The sequence below is a fragment of the Vibrio profundum genome (assembly GCF_050337555.1).
Lineage (GTDB): Bacteria > Pseudomonadota > Gammaproteobacteria > Enterobacterales > Vibrionaceae > Vibrio > Vibrio profundum.
In genome coordinates this window covers 301187-320241 of record NZ_JAKJTA010000005.1, presented here as the reverse complement: position 1 = coordinate 320241, position 19055 = coordinate 301187, and the positions used below count along the sequence as shown (strand labels likewise).

The window sequence follows — 19055 nt, the reverse complement described above, 5'->3', positions numbered from 1 at the left end:
GCTCTTTAACTCTCAATAAACCTAGAATATTTTATCGACCATGTGAATGTGAGTCATCAAAAATTAATGAACTCGTTTTTCCTATATACTTTTGTGCGGTTTTCGTGAAAAAACCGATTTTTTTTAGACTAATGACCGAGTTCCGTAACTTTTCTTTTAGTGTACGATCTTTATTTTTCTTCGATACCAGTAACCATACAGGTGTTCGACTGATGACAAAAGGAGTTCCTAACACATCCTGGTCATGCCCTAACTTTCTTAACTCATAATTAACAATGATTGTACCGCCGATAAGTGCATCGATCCGCCCTTTTAAAAGCATACGAATGCTTTGTCGATAATTTTTAACTCTTACTTTTGTAATATTTGTATTGGAGTCGAATGATTTTGAGTAGCTAGCTTTTCTTAATATCCCGACTTTTAGCCCATAAAGATCTTCCAGAGAAGTAATATCGAGTCCGGCCTTACCTATAATTATATTACTATCAGTAAAAATAGAAGCCACTTTGACCGTGCTTTTTTCCAAATGATTATTTATATAGAGTAGAGCAATGTCGGCGTCACCACTTTCTAAATCTAATAAAACTCTAGGATAAGGTTTAAGGGAGTTAGTGAAATCGAGGCCAGCATTTGTTGCAATTCCATTTGCCATTTCATACGCCATACCCATCGGCTTCCTGTCTTCTCCAAGATAGCCAGCCGGAGCAAAGGCCATTGTTGATATATTTATTGTTTGAGGATATGCCTTAATACAATAGAAGACGGCAATAGGTACTGTGACCATAAAAATAAGTGTTTGAAAGACTCGGCGTACTGGACCCTTTATCATTATCTTATCGCTCACTGTCCTTTTTTTGCATCTGTAACTTCAGAATGCAATAACCGATCATTAAAAATCATAGGGGCGAGCCCATGGATATTTCGCTGTGTCATTGTTGATCACCGAGTGAAGGGAAGAACCTAGATTCAGTATAGATCACGCACGGCAGGTCATATTCTCCCGCCTCGACTCAGATTATGGGCACTATTGTGCCAATGTTCGGATTACTTCTGATTGAGAAAAAGCCACCAACACCTTCCAGTTCCTGAAACAAACATAAACACGTTTGGGGCATTAGCGATTTTTAGCTTCCGCGAGTACATCTAAACAGGCTTGGTAGGCTTCATCGAAATCAACAAAGTAGTGCGAAACATCCTGATTTTCTACTTGAGTTTCGATTGCGAAGTGCTGAACTTTATTGGAAACGATAATTGCTCCAAAAACACAATAGGGGTGTTAAAGGCAGACTCACGATTGCTTATCTTGCTGCTTTTGAGCTTCCGCCAACCTATCAAGACAAGCCTGGTAGGCGTCGTCGTAGTTAACAAAGCATTGCAGTATATATTGGCTACTTAGCTCTTTTTCCGTAAGATAAATTTGCATCTCCCCTGGCAATACGGATGCCATAAAAATACAGTTGTGCTCAGTTAACCAATTCATAATTATATTGTTGGTTTCCCAAACGTCAGGAGCGGCCCCAATCCAGTTCCGGCAATCATGGCAAATGACCCATGGTGTTGTATCTTTTTCCGGAGAGGACTCTATCTGTTCCTGCATTTCATGCAACCAACCGAGACTTGCTTCTCGATTAGTTGCACCAGATACGGTTGAATACAAGATGCGATTTTCAAAGTTCATGGTCCACTCACCATGGATATTTCGTTGTTTCATACATTACCTTCCGCCTAATCCTGAATTCATCTCAAGCAGCTTCTATTGACCAAGTTATTACTCAAATCAAATCAAATCAAATCAAATCAAATCAAATCAAATCAAGGCACGATATTGTATTGATTCCAATGTTCAGCTTTAGCCCTACACCACTTCAAACATTCTTGCTCATTCGTAAATGTGCGATTTTCGTGTTCATATTCTCTTTTGTTGTGCTCATCAGTAATCACATGATCTGTAACAATATTACTTACTATATTACCGCTGAATATGCCGCCGTGCTTATTACACCAATCCGTAAGCGTAAAGATTAGGTCTATCGCACTGGGAGTCGCGAGTTCCCACTCCCGAACATCGACACAATATCCCCAATACTTAAATCCTTTTTTTCCAACTTCAGCTTTCCACAAATTACCGTAAAGAATGATTGCTTCGTCATTCCACGCCCCCCAACTGCGCCCAATAAGGAGATTCTTTTCAAAATGGAATTCATGCCCACCATGTATATTTCTTTGTGTCATCGCTGATCTGCTTTGGTAGAAGGCTATCTTATTCCAGTATAGTAGATACTGTCCCCTCATAACTGGTAAGAGCCTATGACGTAACGAGATTAGTAAGGTTTATTTTCTCTGCGAAGGGAAGTGGGTAGATCAACCCTAGTTCTCAACAACAAGGCGATTGGTATCATAACCAAATTCATGCGCTGTAGGTAAGTTCCATGCCCCTTCAGCCGTATATATCACCACGTGGCCAGATGTTTTGACGCGAGACAAGCCGTGTTTATTGATATGCATTCCATTTCATTAAGTCGTTTAACGGGGCTCTACACGCTCTAAGTATATACCTAAGCACAAGGTTCTAGAGGTGTAATAATCCTGCTCAGTTGCATATCGAACTTTGAAAAATCACCGGATCAATATGTATGGGGAGAAACACTCACGTACTCTTTTCATCATCGCCGCCAATCCTACTTGCTTGTACGCCGTTTGGAGGATAAAAACAGTGCCACATTTCGGATTTCAAGAGTCACCAAGATCGCTAACCAGATAACAACCCAAAAATACTGCCACTTTTGCTCTGCGTAGAATAAGCGGTTGACCAAAAAGATACCGCCCGACAGTAACGCCCAAGTGAAGAGGTTACTTCCCAGAATAGGCAAGCGACTTCGAAAATACTGCGTGAGTGTCATGATGGGTTGAGATTCTTTTACGTTCCCCGGAACAGGTTTTGTTTGCTCCGGCATATGCAAAACTTCCACGTTTATATCAAAGGCTGCAGCAAGAGCCTTTTGGGTATCCAAACTCGCCTGCTCTCCTCTTTCAACTCTTTGGATCGTTCGTACACTAACATCACAGATCTCAGCCAACTCTTCTTGCGTCCAGGCTTTACGCAGCCGGTTTGCCTTTACATTCTCTGCCAATACACTCAAATCAAGACCTCTTAACACCTCTAAAATTCACGTTTATGGTGCACCAAAGCCAGCTAAAAAAACATGAATCTAACTAAATATCAGTCTAAACACCCTACTGAATCACGCCAAAACTTAACCTAACCCTTTGATATTATTAGACTGTCGGGTCGTTGTCGCGTTAATTTCGCAGCTAAGGCGTAACCTATTTCCCGAATCGCATTATAGTGAGTTCATCGTTTAAAACAGGTAAGACAACAATCATGCTACATATTCCAACACAAGCTATCGTAATTTTCTTGGTTCTTCTTATTCTCGGCCTAACACACTGTAAACAGAGACAAGTCAGTATAAAGGTATTAGTCATTTTTCCTGTCGCCATCGCCTACTTAGGATTTATGTCCATCAATGTAATGTCACTGCCCTTACTCGCACTCATGCTCACAACCGTGCTATTTGGTGGACTGTTGGGGTACTTAAATGTGCGTAATAAACGCACCAGCATAGATAGAGAAAATAAGGTGATCGCTTTGCCTGCGGAACCGGGAATGTTGGTGTACTTGATGACAATATTTTCGGTCAAATATTTTATCGGCTACGCAACTGCCGTACACATGCCAATCATTGATACGGATAGCTTCTACGTATTTACCCATGGCCTTACAGGCTTGCTGGTTGGTTATTGTATTGGCCGCAATGGTTTCTATGCGTATCAATGTCTTTCTGAAAGTGGTGAAACTCACCACGCATAACAAGCCACAGATAAAAGTCATTTCCAATTAAGCGAGTCCACACGACTCGCATTTTTGTTTTCTGCTGCACTAGTGGTGTAAGTTCAGTCGATTTGTTACTCGGAAACTAAAAGACCATATAGAAATATAAGGAAATTTGTAGGGTTAAGGAAATGAAAACACTAATTCTATAAGATCAATAGTTCGATAAGATCGAAAAAGCCCTGACCGAAGTCAGGGCTTTTAATTTGGAGCGACACATGAGGTTCGAACTCATGACCTCAACCTTGGCAAGGTTGCGCTCTACCAACTGAGCTAGTGTCGCATTACACTATAAATATAAACTGTATATCTTCAATATAGTGTGTATAGATGGTGCCCCGGGCCGGACTTGAACCGGCACAGCGCGAACGCCGAGGGATTTTAAATCCCTTGTGTCTACCAATTCCACCACCAGGGCACGCAATTCTTTATTGCGGTGCTATAACGATTAGGTTAGACACCATCTTTGATACCGCTTTCGCCATATCTTTAAAATGGAGCGACACATGAGGTTCGAACTCATGACCTCAACCTTGGCAAGGTTGCGCTCTACCAACTGAGCTAGTGTCGCATATTCTCAAAAAGAGAATGGAGGCGCCTCCCGGAGTCGAACCGAGGTCCACGGATTTGCAATCCGCTGCATAGCCACTCTGCCAAGGCGCCTTAATACTTCAGAGCAACTTGTAGTGCGTTGCTCTTGGGTACGGGATGCATTCTACCGAATATGGGATTGGAGTCAATACTATTTTTGTTCTTTTAAGCCGTTTGACGGCATTTTAGCCAAAAGAGAGTTAAAGTGACTATTAAATCAACAAAAACCCTTATTAATCCGGCTTGTAAGTAAAGATTCGTTAGCAGTCAATTGAATTCAAGTGATCTTAAGTGAGCAACCCACCGATCTCTCATACTCATGATAGAAACAACCATTTAGTTACTGGTGCTCGTCACTCAGTAAATCATCTTTCGCAGCATTGAGATACTGAGCCATTGACCAATAGGTTAAGAAGGTCGCGAAGTAGAGTGCAACATAGCCGACCCATACCATCCAGTCATCATAGCGCCACACTAATACCCAAATTGCAAACATCTGGCTGAGTGTTTTGACCTTCCCTATCCAAGAAACCGCCACGCTAGCCCGTTTACCAATTTCTGCCATCCACTCCCGTAAAGCAGAAATGATAATTTCTCTGGCGATCATAGTTACTGCTGGAATCGTCACCCAGATACTGTGGTAGTGCTCTGTAATTAGTATCAAAGCTGAACAAACTAACACTTTATCGGCAACTGGATCAATAAATGCTCCAAAGCGTGACATTTGGCCTAACTTTCTGGCCAACATTCCGTCAAGCCAATCTGTGAAACCCGCCACCCAGAAGATCATTGCGGCGACGAATGGTCCCCAACTATAGGGCAAATAAAAGGCCACGACAAAAACAGGAATTAGAAAAAGGCGGAGTAATGACAAAAGGTTTGGAATGTTATAACGCATATATTTATAGGCTCTTATTGGTCGCGCGTTCATGTTGAGGCATTTTAGCTATTGTTTCAATGCTTGATAAATGTTTTCCGCTAAAGAGTGGCTAATGCCTGGCACTTTGGTGATTTCTTCGACGCTTGCACGCTTTAGTTCTTGCAACCCACCCATATATTTTAGCAAGGCTTGTCGCCTCTTTGGTCCCACCCCTTCGATCCCTTCTAGCGGGCTAACGTTTCTTGTTTTCGCACGTTTCGCTCGGTGCCCGGAAATGGCGTGGTTGTGGCTTTCATCTCGAATATGTTGAATGAGGTGCAGCGCAGGTGCATCGCTAGGCAGGTTAAACTCGTCCCCTTGCTGAGTGATCAAGGTTTCTAAACCAGGCTTACGAGTCACTCCTTTAGCAATACCTATAATACGTGGAAGCTTCGGCCAATTGGGCGAATACTTGCCAATGATCTCCATCGCTCGGTTCAGTTGACCTTTACCACCATCGATAAAAATAATATCTGGGATTTTCTCGACATCAAGCTGCTTGGAGTATCGTCGTTCTAACACCTGCCCCATCGCCGCATAATCATCGCCGCCAGTAATACCTGAAATATTGTAGCGGCGATATTCCGGTTTTACAGGTCCTTCATGATTAAACACCACACATGAGGCAATCGTACTCTCACCCATGGTGTGAGAAATATCAAAACATTCCATTCTATCAATTGAGGACATATGCAAAACCTCTCTCAGCTCTTTAAAGCGCTGAGAGATGGTCATTTTGTGATTGATCTTTGTGGTAATGGCCGTTAACGCGTTGGTATTGGCGAGTTTTAAGTAGCGGCTGCGATGCCCTTTGGGCGCGACCTGAAACTGAATTTTTCTTCCCGCTAATTCGCTCAGCGCTTCCTGCATCGTGGTCACATCATCCACCAAACTATCGTTCACAATGATCCTTGCAGGGATTGTGCGACCTTCTTGGTGGTTTAAGTAATATTGGCTCAAGAAGCTCACAAAGACCTCTTGTCGGTCGGTATTGCTTGGAATTTTAGGGAAATGACTCCGACTCCCCAACACTTTACCTTGGCGAATCATCAATATATGTATACAAGCAATACCATTTTCTTGTGAGAAGCCAAGTACATCCATATCGTCGGTGCTGTTTTCAGAAACAAACTGCTGCTCTTGTACACGCCGAATCGACTGGATTTGATCTCTAAAGCCGGCCGCTTCCTCAAATTTAAGCGTCTGACTGGCCTGCTCCATCTTCTTTATTAAGATCTCAAGCACCTGTTGGTCTCGTCCACGCAAAAACATTCGAACATACTCAACCAACTCTTGATACGCTTCATTGCTCAATATGCCTTCGACACAAGGCCCTGCACATCGTCCGATTTGATACATCAAACAAGGGCGCGTCCGATTGCTGTATACGGTATCTTCACATTGACGCACCGGGAAGATTTTTTGGATCAGATGCAGAGTATCTCGCACTGCCCCTGAATCCGGGTAAGGACCAAAATACTCCCCTTTACGCTTCTTGCTGCCGCGATGTAGGGAAAGCCTTGGGTGCTTATGTGCACTAATAAAAATATAAGGATAGGATTTGTCATCACGCAACAATACATTGTATTTAGGTAAGTATTGCTTAATGTAGTTGTGCTCTAAGATCAAAGCCTCGGTCTCAGTATGCGTTACCGTCACGTCAATCTTGACGATATTGCTGACCAAGGCACGAGTTTTCTCGCTATCGACTTTCTGGCGAAAGTAACTCGACAAGCGCTTTTTTAAATCTTTGGCTTTACCTACATAGATAACCACAGCCTCGGCGTTGTACATACGGTACACGCCGGGCTGGTTAGTGACAGTTTTTAAGAAAGAAGTTGAATCAAAAGGCGTTGTCACTACAAGGTCTCGGCATCCAATATTCCATGGCGGATGGCCAAGTGGGTTAATTCAACGTCACCGCTGATATTGAGTTTGCTAAACAGGCGATAGCGGTAGCTATTGACCGTTTTCGGGCTCAAACTTAACTGCTCTGAGATATCAGTCACTTTTTGGCCTTTGGTTATCATAAGCATGATCTGCAGCTCACGCTCAGACAAATCCGCAAACGGATTCTCAGAGGCTGTACTGCACTGACTTAAAGCCATCTGCTGAGCAATATCGGGCGATATGTATCTCTGGCCGCTATGAACCATTCGAATTGCATTTACCATTTCATCAGGACCCGCACCTTTGGTTAAATAACCTGCGGCTCCAGCTTGCATCACTTTGGTCGGAAATGGATTTTCCGTATGAACCGTTAAAACAATGATTTTTACATCTGGACTGAATCGCAAGATTTTTTTGGTCGCCTCCAAGCCACCAATACCCGGCATATTCATATCCATTAAAATAACATCGGCATGATTACTCCGACACCATTTTACTGCATCCTCACCGCTCTCAGCTTCCTCTGCTACGTTCATCCCACGGACGTCTTCAATAATACGTCGTATCCCTGTGCGAACCAGTTCGTGATCATCTACAAGAAAAACACTAATCAAACTTGTATCTCCACGTTTTCATTTTTATTTTTGGCTCTACACCCACCCTATACAGGTGGTTAGAAATTATATCTGGTATACCCAACTAACTATCAAGGCACTGCTATCAGAAAACTGAGACTGTGCAAGAAAATCCCCCCCACACACGCAGCACACCTTGAATATGTTCGCGTATAGTGTAACGCATTTGTCTCAGTTTACTTACCCTGAATATGTGCCGAAACGCAAACTTTAGCAAGTCCTTATTTCTTTAGCCCATCCCTTCCGACTTCACTTGAGTGTTGTTGAGCTTAAAGTCTTTGCGACCAAGTATCTTCGCCCAGATCACTATTCGCCAATAAAAGCCGATATTAGATTGAATAGGCTAATTATTTCCACTAAGACTCATAAGAGAAAAAAATATTTCTCTCTCTTATGACTGTTAGTCATATTCGACACACATGCATCATTATAAGGAAATATTATGAGAAAATTACTGATTGCATCGGCACTCTCAGCCACTCTTCCGTTTTCAAGTTTGGTCATGGCCGATCCTGACGTGGGTTGTGGACTGGGTACAATGCTATTTGAAGGACATTCTGGAAAAGTATCTAAGGTGTTGGCAGCCACAACAAACGGTACATTAGGTAACCAAACCTTTGGTATTACCTTTGGTACGCTTGGCTGTGATGGCAGCGGCGAAGTCACATCCTCGGCTAAAGTCGCGATGTTTATCGACGGCAATATGGACAACCTAGCAAGAGACATCGCGAAAGGCGAAGGCGAAACATTAGCCACCCTTTCAGAAGTGTGGGGAGTCCAGGGCGATGACAAACTTGCTTTCCATCAACTGGCCCAAGAGAACTTCGCTGAAGTATTTGAGTCAGACAATGTGACGTCACAACAAGTCTTCACCAATCTAAACGAATTACTCTCACAAAATGAGAGCCTTGCGGTCTATACCATCTAAAGCGCCGTCTATGCTATCAAGTGTCGAGAGAGGCACTTGTTAGCAGCCCTCCCCCTTAAACGCAATAAGTATTCCGATGGTATTTCATGACGTTATCAAAAGCATACTTGTACCTTCTTACCGCGACGACAATCCTGTGTCCTGCAGCCGCGACTGCGTCAGAAAGTCTCAACAGCACAGAACTCGCGCAAGACCCATACTGGCTAAAACTCGGCCACTACCTCAATAAACCCATGCGGGGCATGAAAAGTAATGTCACCAGCAAAGCGTTTTTTCTGGCCGAAGATGGCCGTGATAACCCATTAGCCGAGCTCAAAGCCACGATCACCGCGCTATACAGCGACGACCCAACCTACGCAAATGAAATGCGCTGCCAATTTCCAGCACGATATTCATGGCTAGAAGAGAAGCAAGGGCGCAGTGCGAAGCTCGACTGTCCTGAGCTGCAACGTTGGGAAAAAGTGCTTGACCCAAAAGGCATGACATTAGTCTTCCCCACCGCGTATATGAACAACCCATCGTCTATGTTTGGCCACACCCTGCTACGCATTGATGCGAAAGATCAAACGCGTCACAAAGAACTGGTTGCGTTTGCTATCAACTTTGCTGCCGAGCCTGATAGCGACGACAACCCAGCCATGTTTGCCTTGAAGGGCCTAATCGGCAGCTACCCCGGCCGCTTTACCGTAATGCCTTACTATCGGAAAGTACGCGAATACAACGACATGGAATCTCGCGACATCTGGGAATATAAACTCAATTTTACCGAACAAGAAGTTAACCGAGTATTACTTCACCTTTGGGAACTGCAACATGCTGAGTTTGATTACTACTTTCTTGACGAAAACTGTTCATACCAATTATTAGCTTTATTAGAGCTTGCCAGAGAAAATTTATCCTTGGTGGACGACTTCCCTTTGCATGCTATCCCATCCGATACCGTGGGCACCTTGGCAAACAATCAGCTGCTGCAAAAACCCAATTACCGCCCTGCGTTTGGTACAAGATTATTACACCAATCTAACGAACTTGACCCTGCTCTCTTCTCGGCTGCAAGAGAGACTAAAACAGATAATATAGCCCTAGAAGAGTCACTAACCGAAGAGCCGCTAACCGAAGAGAAAAAAGCCGCAATTTTAGAATTTGCCTACGAATGGCTTAACTTCGAACTTTATGAAGGCGGATTAGAGCGAGACCCAACCGCTAAAAGATTAACTCAGCTACTCTACCAACGCAGCCGTCTAGCAACACCTTCACCTTTTTCTCCAGTTCCCGAACCGAGTATCTCTCCCGATCAAGGGCATGGTTCTGCGCGTTTTGGTGCGAGTTACCTCGGGAGCAAAGAGTTCGATGAAAGAGCCTCGATTGAATGGCGCGTTGCCTACCACGATTTGTTAGATTCTCAATCTGGTTTTATTCCCGGAGCAAAGATCAGTTTCTTCGATACCCAACTCAGTACCAATAGTGATGGCAATGCCCGCCTAGACAAGTTTTATTTTATTGATGCGATGGCGCTGGCTCCGAATAATCGAACCTTTGACAGCTTTGCTTGGAACATTCGTACAGGGTTTGATCGCAAGCCCAATGTAAACAAACAAGCCGGCCGTTGGTTCGCCCAAGGAGGATCAGGCAAAGCGTGGGGGAACTCTGCCGATGTGCACTTTTATGCTCTGATTTCGTCGGAGTTAAGCGGCGGGCAAGCAACAGACTACGACGCCGTGATAGGGTTGGGCGTCGAATCAGGGATACTATGGCAAGCCTCCGAGCAACATCGCCTCGGCCTTCAAGGGCAATATCTCGCGCTTTTCGATAGTGATGCTGACCAAGATGCGTCTGTCACCGCTAGCTGGAACTGGTCGCTAAATAAACGCTGGGCACTCCGAACTCAAGCTAGCTACCAACACTGGCAATCAGAAGACCTCTCTGGCAAGTTGACTGCTTATTTTTATTATTGATATTTGCTAAAATGGGAGGTGCCACTCACGGCAACTCATTTTAGGATATTCGCTTGTCATTGCATCAAGGTTTCGTTCTTACTCGCCAAGCGAGAGATAAAGCAGGCACCACCCAACTAGATTTATGGCTTGCGACCAATGAAGGCCCGACTCTAGTCACCATTACAGGCGAAAAGCCGGTCTTCTTCGTGCTACAAGAATCAATGGAGCAAGTCGCAAAAGTTGCCAAAGAACGCCACTTTTCAGTGTCACTAACAAAACTGGATCTGCAAAGCTTCGATGCTCAGCCTTTAGCAGCCTGCTATTGCCAAACTATCCGTGATTCAATCCAATTTTCCGAGCAACTTAACCAAGTTGATATCTTAACTTTGGAAGCTGATATAAAACTGGCCGATCGCTATCTTATGGAACGCTTCATCAAAGGCAGTATTGAATTCACTGGCATTGTAAACGCCAAAGCTCACCATCGAGTTGCCAGTGGTGTTAAGTGTCGCCAAGGGCAATATATACCGAGCTTACAAGTTGTCTCGCTGGATATTGAATGCTCAGAAAAAGGTGTGCTGTACTCGATTGGTCTAGACAGTCCCATGGACAGCCGAGTCATTATGATTGGCGAGGAGCAAGAAGCGGAAACCGCCATCCAATGGGTAAAAAATGAGGCTGAATTACTGCTCGCCCTAGCCCACTGGTTTAAAACATATGACCCCGATGTGGTGATCGGTTGGAGCGTCATTGATTTCGATTTTCGGCTTATTCATAAACGAGCGGAGTTTCACAATATCTCCCTCAAGCTCGGACGAGCTCAGCAATCATTAAGTTTTCGGACGTCTTCGCAAAGCCAACAACATTTCGTCAATATCCCCGGTCGAGTGGTCGTCGATGGCATCGACGCGTTAAAAACCGCCACCTTTAGTTTTCGCTCATGGTCTCTGGAATCCGTCTCGCAAGAGTTATTGGGGGAAGGTAAAGCCATACACAACGTGCACGATCGCATGGGTGAAATCAACCACATGTTTAAACATGATAAACCTGCTTTGGCAAAATATAACCTACAAGACTGCGTTCTGGTCAACCGCATTTTCGAACACACTCATTTATTTGAGTTTCTAATCGAACGCTCCCGCCTCACAGGTTTGGCGCTCGATAGACTGGGCGGCTCCGTGGCGGCGTTCACTAATTTATATCTGCCTCAGCTGCATCGCGCCGGATATGTCGCGCCTAATTTGCATTCAGAAAACTGGATCGCAAGCCCTGGCGGATACGTAATGGATTCGGTTCCCGACTTGTATGACTCTGTGCTGGTTCTTGACTTCAAAAGTCTATACCCCTCCATCATTCGAACGTTTTTGATTGACCCTATGGGAATGGTAGAAGGCCTACGATTGGAAACGGGTAAAGAGCCTCATCAGTCAGTCGAGGGCTTTCGCGGCGGGCAGTTTCACCGTAATAAACACTTTTTACCCGACATGATTGAACGATTGTGGGCTGCGCGCGACGTCGCTAAGAAAAATAAGGAACTTGCCTTTTCTCAAGCCATAAAAATTATCATGAATTCTTTTTATGGCGTACTCGGTTCATCAGGATGCCGGTTCTTCGACACTCGATTGGCATCCAGTATCACCATGCGCGGCCATGAGATAATGAAGCGCACTCGAACGCTCATCGAACAGCAAGGGTTCAATGTCATCTACGGAGACACTGATTCCATCTTCGTATCACTGAATGGTCCGTTTACCAAACCGCAAGCCGATCGAGTTGGTCACCGACTGGTCAAACATATCAACCAATGGTGGACCGAACACTTAGAACAAGAATTTGGCTTATTATCCCACTTAGAAATTGAATACGAGACCCACTACAAAAAGTTTCTCATGCCGACGATACGAGGCTCTGAAACGGGTTCCAAAAAGCGCTACGCAGGGTTAATTGGTGAAGGCAATCAAGAATCGATTATTTTTAAAGGGCTTGAGAGCGCTCGCACTGACTGGACCCCGCTATCACAGCGTTTCCAACAAAAACTGTATGATCTCGTCTTCCATGACAAACCAACTGAAGATTTCGTGCGCATTTTTGTCGATGATACAAAATCAGGAAAATTTGATGACGAACTGGTGTATCAAAAGCGCTTGCGACGCAAACTGCATGAATATCAGAAAAACATCCCTCCTCAAGTGCGCGCTGCTCGCATGGCCGATGAAATAAACCAACAGCTTGGCCGACAATTACAATATCAAAACAAGGGCCGGATAGAATATCTGATCACACTCAACGGCCCAGAACCCAAAGAATACCTAAAAAGCGCCATCGACTATCAACATTACATCGATAAACAGCTCAAACCTATTGGCGATGCGATCCTCCCCTTCATCGGGCAGGATTTCGATAGTCTCTGCGCACCACAACTTGGCTTATTTTGAGAGGAAAAATACCAAAATGTAATAGATTGAAGCTTGATAAGTGGATAGCAGCACTTGGGCTATTTTCCTCTTGCTGACGTTTGAACTTCAAGCATTTTATCGAGGCATACCTGATGAGCATCATCATAATCAAAATAAAATTGCATAATGCTCATATCACTGATGTGAGTCTCAATCGCGTAGGCTTGCAGTTTACCGGGCAAAACAACGGCTGTTAATGCACAGTTGTGTTCTACCATCCAGTCTGTGATAGCGTTATTGCTCTCCCAAGCTTCTTTAGACGCACCAATCCATTCACGGCAATCAAGTAAATAGACCCAAGGCGTAGTGTCCCTTTCAGGCGAAGAAAGCACCAAGGTTTTCATTTCGTCAAACCACACTAAACCGGCTTCATAGTTGGTCTCTCCAATCACTTTAGAGAACAGCATCCGCTTTTCAAAATGCATAGTCCAGTCACCGTGAACATTCCTCTGTGGCATAGCTCGCCTCCATCACATAAGCCTTACCTCAGTATAGCTACAGTAAATTTATGTAGGCCGTCATGTATTCAGTTCTTACGGGTCATTGTTCTATAGGCCACAGCCTTTACGGACAATAGATTTATAGAAGACCGTACTTATGGGGAATGTTGGAAAAATAAGCTAAGGATCAACTCTACTTAACTCAAACGAACCCTAGCCAATACGAAATTCGGTGCGCTTGTATTGTTGAACCAACCACCCCCCGAATCCATCGAGGATGCCAATCACTGAACGTTTAGCAATCAAGCGACCCGACAGTAAAATCCCAAGTCGTTTAATTTCCTTTTCTTTCTCAGGAAAGTAACGTAAGAAACCCTCACCGCATGCAAGTGGGTCATCGTACCAACGCTTATCTTTATGCATGATTAAGGTATGGCTAGCGCGCAGCAACTTTTGCGCAATCATTTGTTGTGCCTTAATTTGGCTCGCTCCGCTGGAGGACTTAACGATCTGGTGACGATATTTTGTTAACCACTCTTCGAGATCCATATTCCAAAACTTTGCGATTTCCCAGCTTGGTTGGTATGAACCAAAGCTGTCACCTAAGTTGGTGCCATGCACACAGACAGACAAGTGCTTGAGAATGAACCCCCAAGAGAACAAACTGGATAAACTGGCCACCTCCTTCAGCAGAGCCGTTTTTAAGCAGACTTCGGTGACGTAAGGAAAATTCCGTTGAAAGCGCCACTTAACTGTATTGAATAAAATGGGCCAACGTTCATCTAACGGCTGATTAAGCACCACAATCACGTTGAGATTCGAGTGATTCGGCCTCGCGGTTTTACGGGCAACGCTGCCGTATACATACACGCTGTGTAGCGTGCCTTCTAACCCAGAGGTCAAGCAGGCCAAAAGATCATTTAACGGCGCTTGATACTCAGATTGGAGAGGAAGCGCTGGATTAATAACAGAAAGTGACATTGATACTGATAGTTGTTTGAATTTGAACAGACTTTAGCAATAGTCGCTCACTGATAGGCATCAATCAAGATAATCGTGACACTTACTTAAGGCTTATGTAAAAAAAGTGTCAATATCGAGATTGTCACATTTCCCTAGGTTGCGGAAATATTGAATGTTTTCCCGACATATTTATAATGGTCGCACCAGTTCACCCATAATCGAATTAGTGTTATTGGCTGGAATAGAGTAGCATCCGTGCCTAATAGTTTTTTATTCGCGAAGCTAGGCACTCTGTTAGTCTTTCAAAGTCAACGGAGCTAGCAAACAACTGTAAATTTGAAACCCTTATGACAAAAATCAAACAGCTTTCCCTAGCGGCGGCAATGGCCGCATTATTTTCTTCTAGTGCAGTATTTGCCGCACCTAATGCCGCAGATCATACTCTTCCAGACAGCAACTATTATGCTGCGACTCAATATAAAGACGCAAAAGCACCGCTGAACAGCTATGGCGCAATTGATGTCCAATCGAATATAAGAGAAGACGTCCAAGTTCCCCCGGCTCCCGCTGAAGCGGGGGGTATAGCTGGCGTTCCTGAGACTCTTGCGCAAAAGTGGACTCAAGAAGGGGTTTTCTTACCTAAATTAAATGCGCGTTCTTACATCTTGATGGATGCGAGCACGGGCAAAATCTTGGCGTCACATGATGCTAACCTCCGTATGGCGCCTGCAAGCACCACTAAATTGATGCTGATGTATCTTGTTGAGCAAAAACTGGCCGACGGTACTGTATCTCTCGATTCAAAAGTGATGGTTCCAGAAGTCGCATGGCACACGGGCGGCTCTAGAATGTTCCTTAAGCCTGGCTCATATGTATCAGTGAAAGATCTGATTCAAGGTGTCATTGTTGAATCTGGTAATGACGCAGCGGTTACCCTAGCCAACTACATTGCTGGCTCACAGTCGTCATTTGTATCAATGATGAACGCAACAGCCGTTCAGATCGGCATGCACAATACTCACTTCACTACAGTAATGGGTTTGCCTGCTCCTGCGCATTTCTCAACAGCCTACGACCTAGGTATTTTGGGCCAGCACGTGATGAACGACTACCCACAATACTTCCACTGGTTTGCACAAAAAGATTTCGAATACAACCACATTCGCCAACCAAACTTCAACCGCCTACTGTTTACTTACAAATACGCAACGGGCATGAAAACAGGTAGCACCAAAGCAGCAGGATACTCTTTGGTCAGTTCAGCGGCGATGCCGGGCAACCCAATGAAACTTGTCGCGGTTGTACTGGGAACGAAATCTCTCAACGATGTGGCTGCAGAAAGTAAAGCTCTACTCACGTATGGCTTCCGCTTCTTCAAACAAGACACTATATACGCTGCACACAGCAAGCTGTCTGATCAGAAAGTTTGGGGTGGCAAACAAGACAACGTCACTGTCGGCCTTGAGAAACCACTCACTTTGGTTCTTCCATCAAGCATTGATGAGAAACAAGTTGAAAGTAAGTTGCAGCTGGATTCTGATATTAAAGCACCGGTCAGCAAAGGCGAGAAGCTAGGTGAGCTCACAGTTACCTATCAAGGTAAAGTCATTCAGACTGAGCAGCTCGTTGCGTTAAATAACGTCGAGCAAGGCGGTTGGTTTACTCGTATCTGGGCAAGTATCGCTCTGTATTTCCACAACTTGCTTTCGTCATACAACCTATAAACGATTGCTATCCAGCTGAGATAACACAGTATCTAAAGGAAATACCATGCCTAAAGCCAATGAAATTAAAAAAGGGACTGCCGTTGAACTGAACGGCAAGATCTTAATGGTTAAAGACATCGAAGTCTCAAAGCCAAGCGCACGTGGTGCCTCTACCCTCTATCGCTTTCGTTTTACGGATCTAGCAACTGGCGGTAAAGTCGACGAGCGATTTAAAGCCGACGAGATGTTAGACACCGTTGATATGTTTAAACGTAAAGCCTCTTTCTCATACGTAGATGGTGAGGAATATATCTTCATGGACACTGAAGACTTCAGTCAATATACCTTCAACCAAGAAGATATTGCAGATGAGCTTTTGTTTATCAATGAAGAAACGCAGGGCATACAAGTCATCATCGTCAATGACAAAGCAGCTGCGCTTGAATTGCCTTCATCGGTAGAGCTCGTGATCGAAGAGACCGACCCTTCAATCAAAGGCGCTTCTGCTTCTGCGCGCACCAAACCTGCAAGATTTGCTACTGGCCTTACTGTGCAAGTACCTGAATATATTGCAACAGGCGATCGCGTAGTGGTGAACACTACTGAACGTAAATACATGAACCGAGCGTAAAATTATGACAGAACTTATGTCTTACGATGATGTTATCGATACCGCCTACGACATCTTCTTAGAAATGGCACCAGATAACTTAGAGGCTGCGGATGTCATCATCTTCACCGCACAATTTGAAGATAACGGTGCCGCTGAGCTAGTGGAAACAGGTGACGATTGGGCCGGACACGTCGGTTTTGACGTTGATAAAGAGCGCTACGCAGAAGTTCGCGTTGGCCTTGTCGATGAAAAAAGTGATGTCCTCGATGATGTTTATGCCCGTCTACTGGTCAGCCGCGATCCTGAACACAAGTTCTGCCATATCCTGTGGAAGCGCGACTAACGCCCTCCCTCATCACGGTTGTAATGAATAGCGTCACTTAGGTGGCGCTTTTTTATTGCCAGAAGCTGATGTTGTTAGAAGCTAATGTTGCCAGGAACTAATCCAGCCTTCAGAAACAAGTCGAGCCGCTTTAATGCAATCACCCATTCAATGATTTCTGGTAGTGATATCTTCTGAGGCCTAAAAATTAAAGGAACTAACCAGTATTGCATTTTTCACTGTTTCCCATTAACTCCCACAAATAACCTACAGCATATATTTCTAACTTTTAGCTAAAATCCAACGATAGATAACCAGTAAATACATCAATACCAATATGTTTATCCTATTTATGTCACCATATTTAAAACATTAGTGTTCAATAATGCCGATTGCAGCCATTACCTATTTACTGCAATCTCGCGACCCTCAGAACGTGATATTCGCTCCGTGCCAGATTATCCACTGACATTACCATTGTTCTGAAAATCTCTTGGCCCCACAAAACAATAAAAAAATAGGACACAAAAATGGACTCGGTATCTAAAGCCCCTCCTTCCTTTATGAAAATATTCTCTACGTCTTTGTTGGTATTTGGCAATGTGCTGGGGGTAGGTGTATTAGCGTTACCCATCACAGCAGGCCTGGGCGGATTCATACCAGCACTCATCGGTATTGTCGGGATCTGGTTTGTCATGTTGTTTGCGGCTTGGATAATCGCTTCTCGTATCGATCCTACGAAGAAAAACTTCGACCTGCCTTCTTTTTATCATCAAGAGCTAGGAGCAACAGGCAAATGGATAGCGATAGCTTGTAACCTGATCATTCTGTATGGCGTGCTCGTCGCATATTTAAGTGGCATCTCATCGATGATGACGTCACTGTTTTCTTCGCTGGCAACTCACAGTACCTCCATCACCTTAATCTATTTTTGTATCACCACGGCTTTGATCATTTTTGGCCTTAAAGCTTTAAAAAGTGGCATGATATTTTTAGTAGCGGCAACATGGATCTGCTTCATACTGATGATTGCGACCGGATTTACTTACTTCAACCCGCATAACTTGACCTTTATGGGCTGGAAGTACGTTCCGATTGTTCTACCAATCGCAGTTTCGGCATTCCACTTTCATAATATTATCCCCACGGTTTCCAAATCTCTCAACCACGATCAACCCGCAACACGAAAAGCCATCTTACTGGGCGTTTTCATGGGGCTAGTTATCAATATGATTTGGGTTTTAGTGGTTCTAGGGACGCTTCCACAAAATGGCGCTGGCGCCCACTCAATTGTGTATGCCAACTGGCACGGATTGGCCGCGAACGTACCAATGTCAGAAATTCTTCACAGTAAAGTATTCCTATATTCTGGTCTTTGCTTTGGTTTGCTCGCCGTCACGTCTTCATTCATGACAAACGGCGCGGGTTTGTTCGGGTTTATTCAAGATCTCACCACCACCTACCTGAAAACAGAAAGCAAATTATTGGTTGGCGCTCTCTCTTTCTTGCCACCACTGATCGTTACCCTACTCTACCCTCGCGTATTTTTGGCGGCGTTATCGGTAGTGGGCGGCGTGGGAGAAGATATCTTATTTGCAATACTGCCCGCGATTGTGCTCATCAAATTAGCTCGCAGCAAGCAACGTCACTTCAAATTAGCAGGTTACGCCATGTTGATCATAGGGTTATTTATCTGCCCGTTTGTGATTGGGCAAAAGCTTGGGCTCATACACCTAGTCCCACCGGCAGTGATTAGTTAAAAA

Annotated in this window: 18 protein-coding genes and 4 tRNA genes; 8 read left to right on the top strand and 14 right to left on the bottom strand. The window is 44.3% G+C overall.

Annotated elements, in window-relative coordinates:
- Nucleotides 1-31: 31 nt before the first annotated feature.
- The 5 genes from L4C34_RS05845 to L4C34_RS05825 all read right to left on the bottom strand — a co-directional run bounded on the left by L4C34_RS05845 (nt 32) and on the right by L4C34_RS05825 (nt 3140).
- Nucleotides 32-844, bottom strand: a complete 813-nt coding sequence (locus tag L4C34_RS05845; RefSeq protein ID WP_428788408.1) for a substrate-binding periplasmic protein — start codon at nt 842-844, stop codon at nt 32-34.
- Nucleotides 845-1288: 444 nt separating this feature from the next.
- Complete coding sequence (locus L4C34_RS05840) at nt 1289-1711, bottom strand: hypothetical protein (protein WP_428788407.1); 423 nt, start codon at nt 1709-1711, stop codon at nt 1289-1291.
- Nucleotides 1712-1812: 101 nt separating this feature from the next.
- On the bottom strand, nt 1813-2232 hold the full coding sequence (locus L4C34_RS05835) for a hypothetical protein (RefSeq protein ID WP_428788406.1): 420 nt from the start codon (nt 2230-2232) through the stop codon (nt 1813-1815).
- Between the two features lie 135 nt (nt 2233-2367).
- The gene (locus tag L4C34_RS05830) at nt 2368-2505 is read right to left on the bottom strand and encodes a hypothetical protein (protein ID WP_428788405.1); all 138 of its coding nucleotides are present in this window, start codon (nt 2503-2505) and stop codon (nt 2368-2370) included.
- 173 nt (nt 2506-2678) lie between these two features.
- On the bottom strand, nt 2679-3140 hold the full coding sequence (locus L4C34_RS05825; protein WP_428788404.1) for a helix-turn-helix domain-containing protein: 462 nt from the start codon (nt 3138-3140) through the stop codon (nt 2679-2681).
- A gap of 242 nt (nt 3141-3382) precedes the next feature.
- On the opposite strand from L4C34_RS05825, the gene L4C34_RS05820 reads away from it, so the two are divergent.
- On the top strand, nt 3383-3871 hold the full coding sequence (locus L4C34_RS05820; RefSeq protein WP_428788403.1) for a hypothetical protein: 489 nt from the start codon (nt 3383-3385) through the stop codon (nt 3869-3871).
- A 228-nt stretch (nt 3872-4099) separates the two neighbouring features.
- On the opposite strand, the gene L4C34_RS05815 is transcribed toward L4C34_RS05820, so the two are convergent.
- The 7 genes from L4C34_RS05815 to uvrY all read right to left on the bottom strand — a co-directional run bounded on the left by L4C34_RS05815 (nt 4100) and on the right by uvrY (nt 7906).
- Nucleotides 4100-4175: transfer RNA gene (locus L4C34_RS05815), tRNA-Gly, on the bottom strand.
- 48 nt (nt 4176-4223) lie between these two features.
- A tRNA-Leu gene (locus L4C34_RS05810) sits at nt 4224-4310 on the bottom strand.
- 77 nt (nt 4311-4387) lie between these two features.
- Nucleotides 4388-4463: transfer RNA gene (locus tag L4C34_RS05805), tRNA-Gly, on the bottom strand.
- An 18-nt stretch (nt 4464-4481) separates the two neighbouring features.
- Nucleotides 4482-4555 (bottom strand) — tRNA-Cys (locus L4C34_RS05800).
- Nucleotides 4556-4823: 268 nt separating this feature from the next.
- Nucleotides 4824-5381, bottom strand: a complete 558-nt coding sequence (gene pgsA / locus L4C34_RS05795) for a CDP-diacylglycerol--glycerol-3-phosphate 3-phosphatidyltransferase (protein WP_428788402.1) — start codon at nt 5379-5381, stop codon at nt 4824-4826.
- Nucleotides 5382-5429: 48 nt separating this feature from the next.
- Nucleotides 5430-7262 carry an excinuclease ABC subunit UvrC gene (gene uvrC, locus L4C34_RS05790; RefSeq protein WP_428788401.1) on the bottom strand — a complete coding sequence of 611 codons (1833 nt, stop codon included), beginning with the start codon at nt 7260-7262 and terminating at the stop codon, nt 5430-5432.
- Nucleotides 7262-7906 carry a UvrY/SirA/GacA family response regulator transcription factor gene (gene uvrY / locus L4C34_RS05785; RefSeq protein WP_428788400.1) on the bottom strand — a complete coding sequence of 215 codons (645 nt, stop codon included), beginning with the start codon at nt 7904-7906 and terminating at the stop codon, nt 7262-7264. Before uvrY ends, uvrC begins: the two co-directional genes overlap by 1 nt.
- A 463-nt stretch (nt 7907-8369) precedes the next feature.
- Here uvrY and L4C34_RS05780 point away from each other — a divergent pair, with 463 nt between their 5' ends.
- The 3 genes from L4C34_RS05780 (at nt 8370) to L4C34_RS05770 (ending at nt 13227) form a co-directional block, all read left to right on the top strand.
- Nucleotides 8370-8855, top strand: coding sequence for a DUF3015 domain-containing protein (locus L4C34_RS05780; RefSeq protein ID WP_428788399.1), 486 nt, complete (start codon nt 8370-8372; stop codon nt 8853-8855).
- A gap of 86 nt (nt 8856-8941) precedes the next feature.
- Complete coding sequence (locus L4C34_RS05775) at nt 8942-10810, top strand: Lnb N-terminal periplasmic domain-containing protein (RefSeq protein WP_428788398.1); 1869 nt, start codon at nt 8942-8944, stop codon at nt 10808-10810.
- Between the two features lie 53 nt (nt 10811-10863).
- A complete protein-coding gene (locus L4C34_RS05770; RefSeq protein ID WP_428788397.1) occupies nt 10864-13227 on the top strand; it encodes a DNA polymerase II in 2364 nt (787 codons plus the stop codon).
- A gap of 59 nt (nt 13228-13286) precedes the next feature.
- Here the strand turns inward: L4C34_RS05770 and L4C34_RS05765 are convergent, their stop codons facing one another.
- Entirely contained in the window at nt 13287-13706 is a 420-nt protein-coding gene (locus L4C34_RS05765) for a hypothetical protein (RefSeq protein ID WP_428788396.1), read from the bottom strand.
- Between the two features lie 195 nt (nt 13707-13901).
- Nucleotides 13902-14669: a nucleotidyltransferase domain-containing protein gene (locus L4C34_RS05760; protein ID WP_428788395.1), complete on the bottom strand. Its 768-nt coding sequence runs from the start codon at nt 14667-14669 to the stop codon at nt 13902-13904.
- 329 nt (nt 14670-14998) lie between these two features.
- Between L4C34_RS05760 and L4C34_RS05755 the strand changes: the two genes are divergently transcribed.
- The 4 genes from L4C34_RS05755 to L4C34_RS05740 all read left to right on the top strand — a co-directional run bounded on the left by L4C34_RS05755 (nt 14999) and on the right by L4C34_RS05740 (nt 19052).
- The gene (locus L4C34_RS05755; RefSeq protein ID WP_428788394.1) at nt 14999-16375 is read left to right on the top strand and encodes a D-alanyl-D-alanine carboxypeptidase family protein; all 1377 of its coding nucleotides are present in this window, start codon (nt 14999-15001) and stop codon (nt 16373-16375) included.
- Nucleotides 16376-16421: 46 nt separating this feature from the next.
- A complete protein-coding gene (gene efpL / locus L4C34_RS05750; protein WP_428788393.1) occupies nt 16422-16988 on the top strand; it encodes an elongation factor P-like protein EfpL in 567 nt (188 codons plus the stop codon).
- Nucleotides 16989-16992: 4 nt separating this feature from the next.
- A complete protein-coding gene (locus L4C34_RS05745; protein ID WP_428788392.1) occupies nt 16993-17313 on the top strand; it encodes an HI1450 family dsDNA-mimic protein in 321 nt (106 codons plus the stop codon).
- Nucleotides 17314-17822: 509 nt separating this feature from the next.
- Complete coding sequence (locus L4C34_RS05740; protein ID WP_428788391.1) at nt 17823-19052, top strand: aromatic amino acid transport family protein; 1230 nt, start codon at nt 17823-17825, stop codon at nt 19050-19052.
- Nucleotides 19053-19055 lie beyond the last annotated feature (3 nt).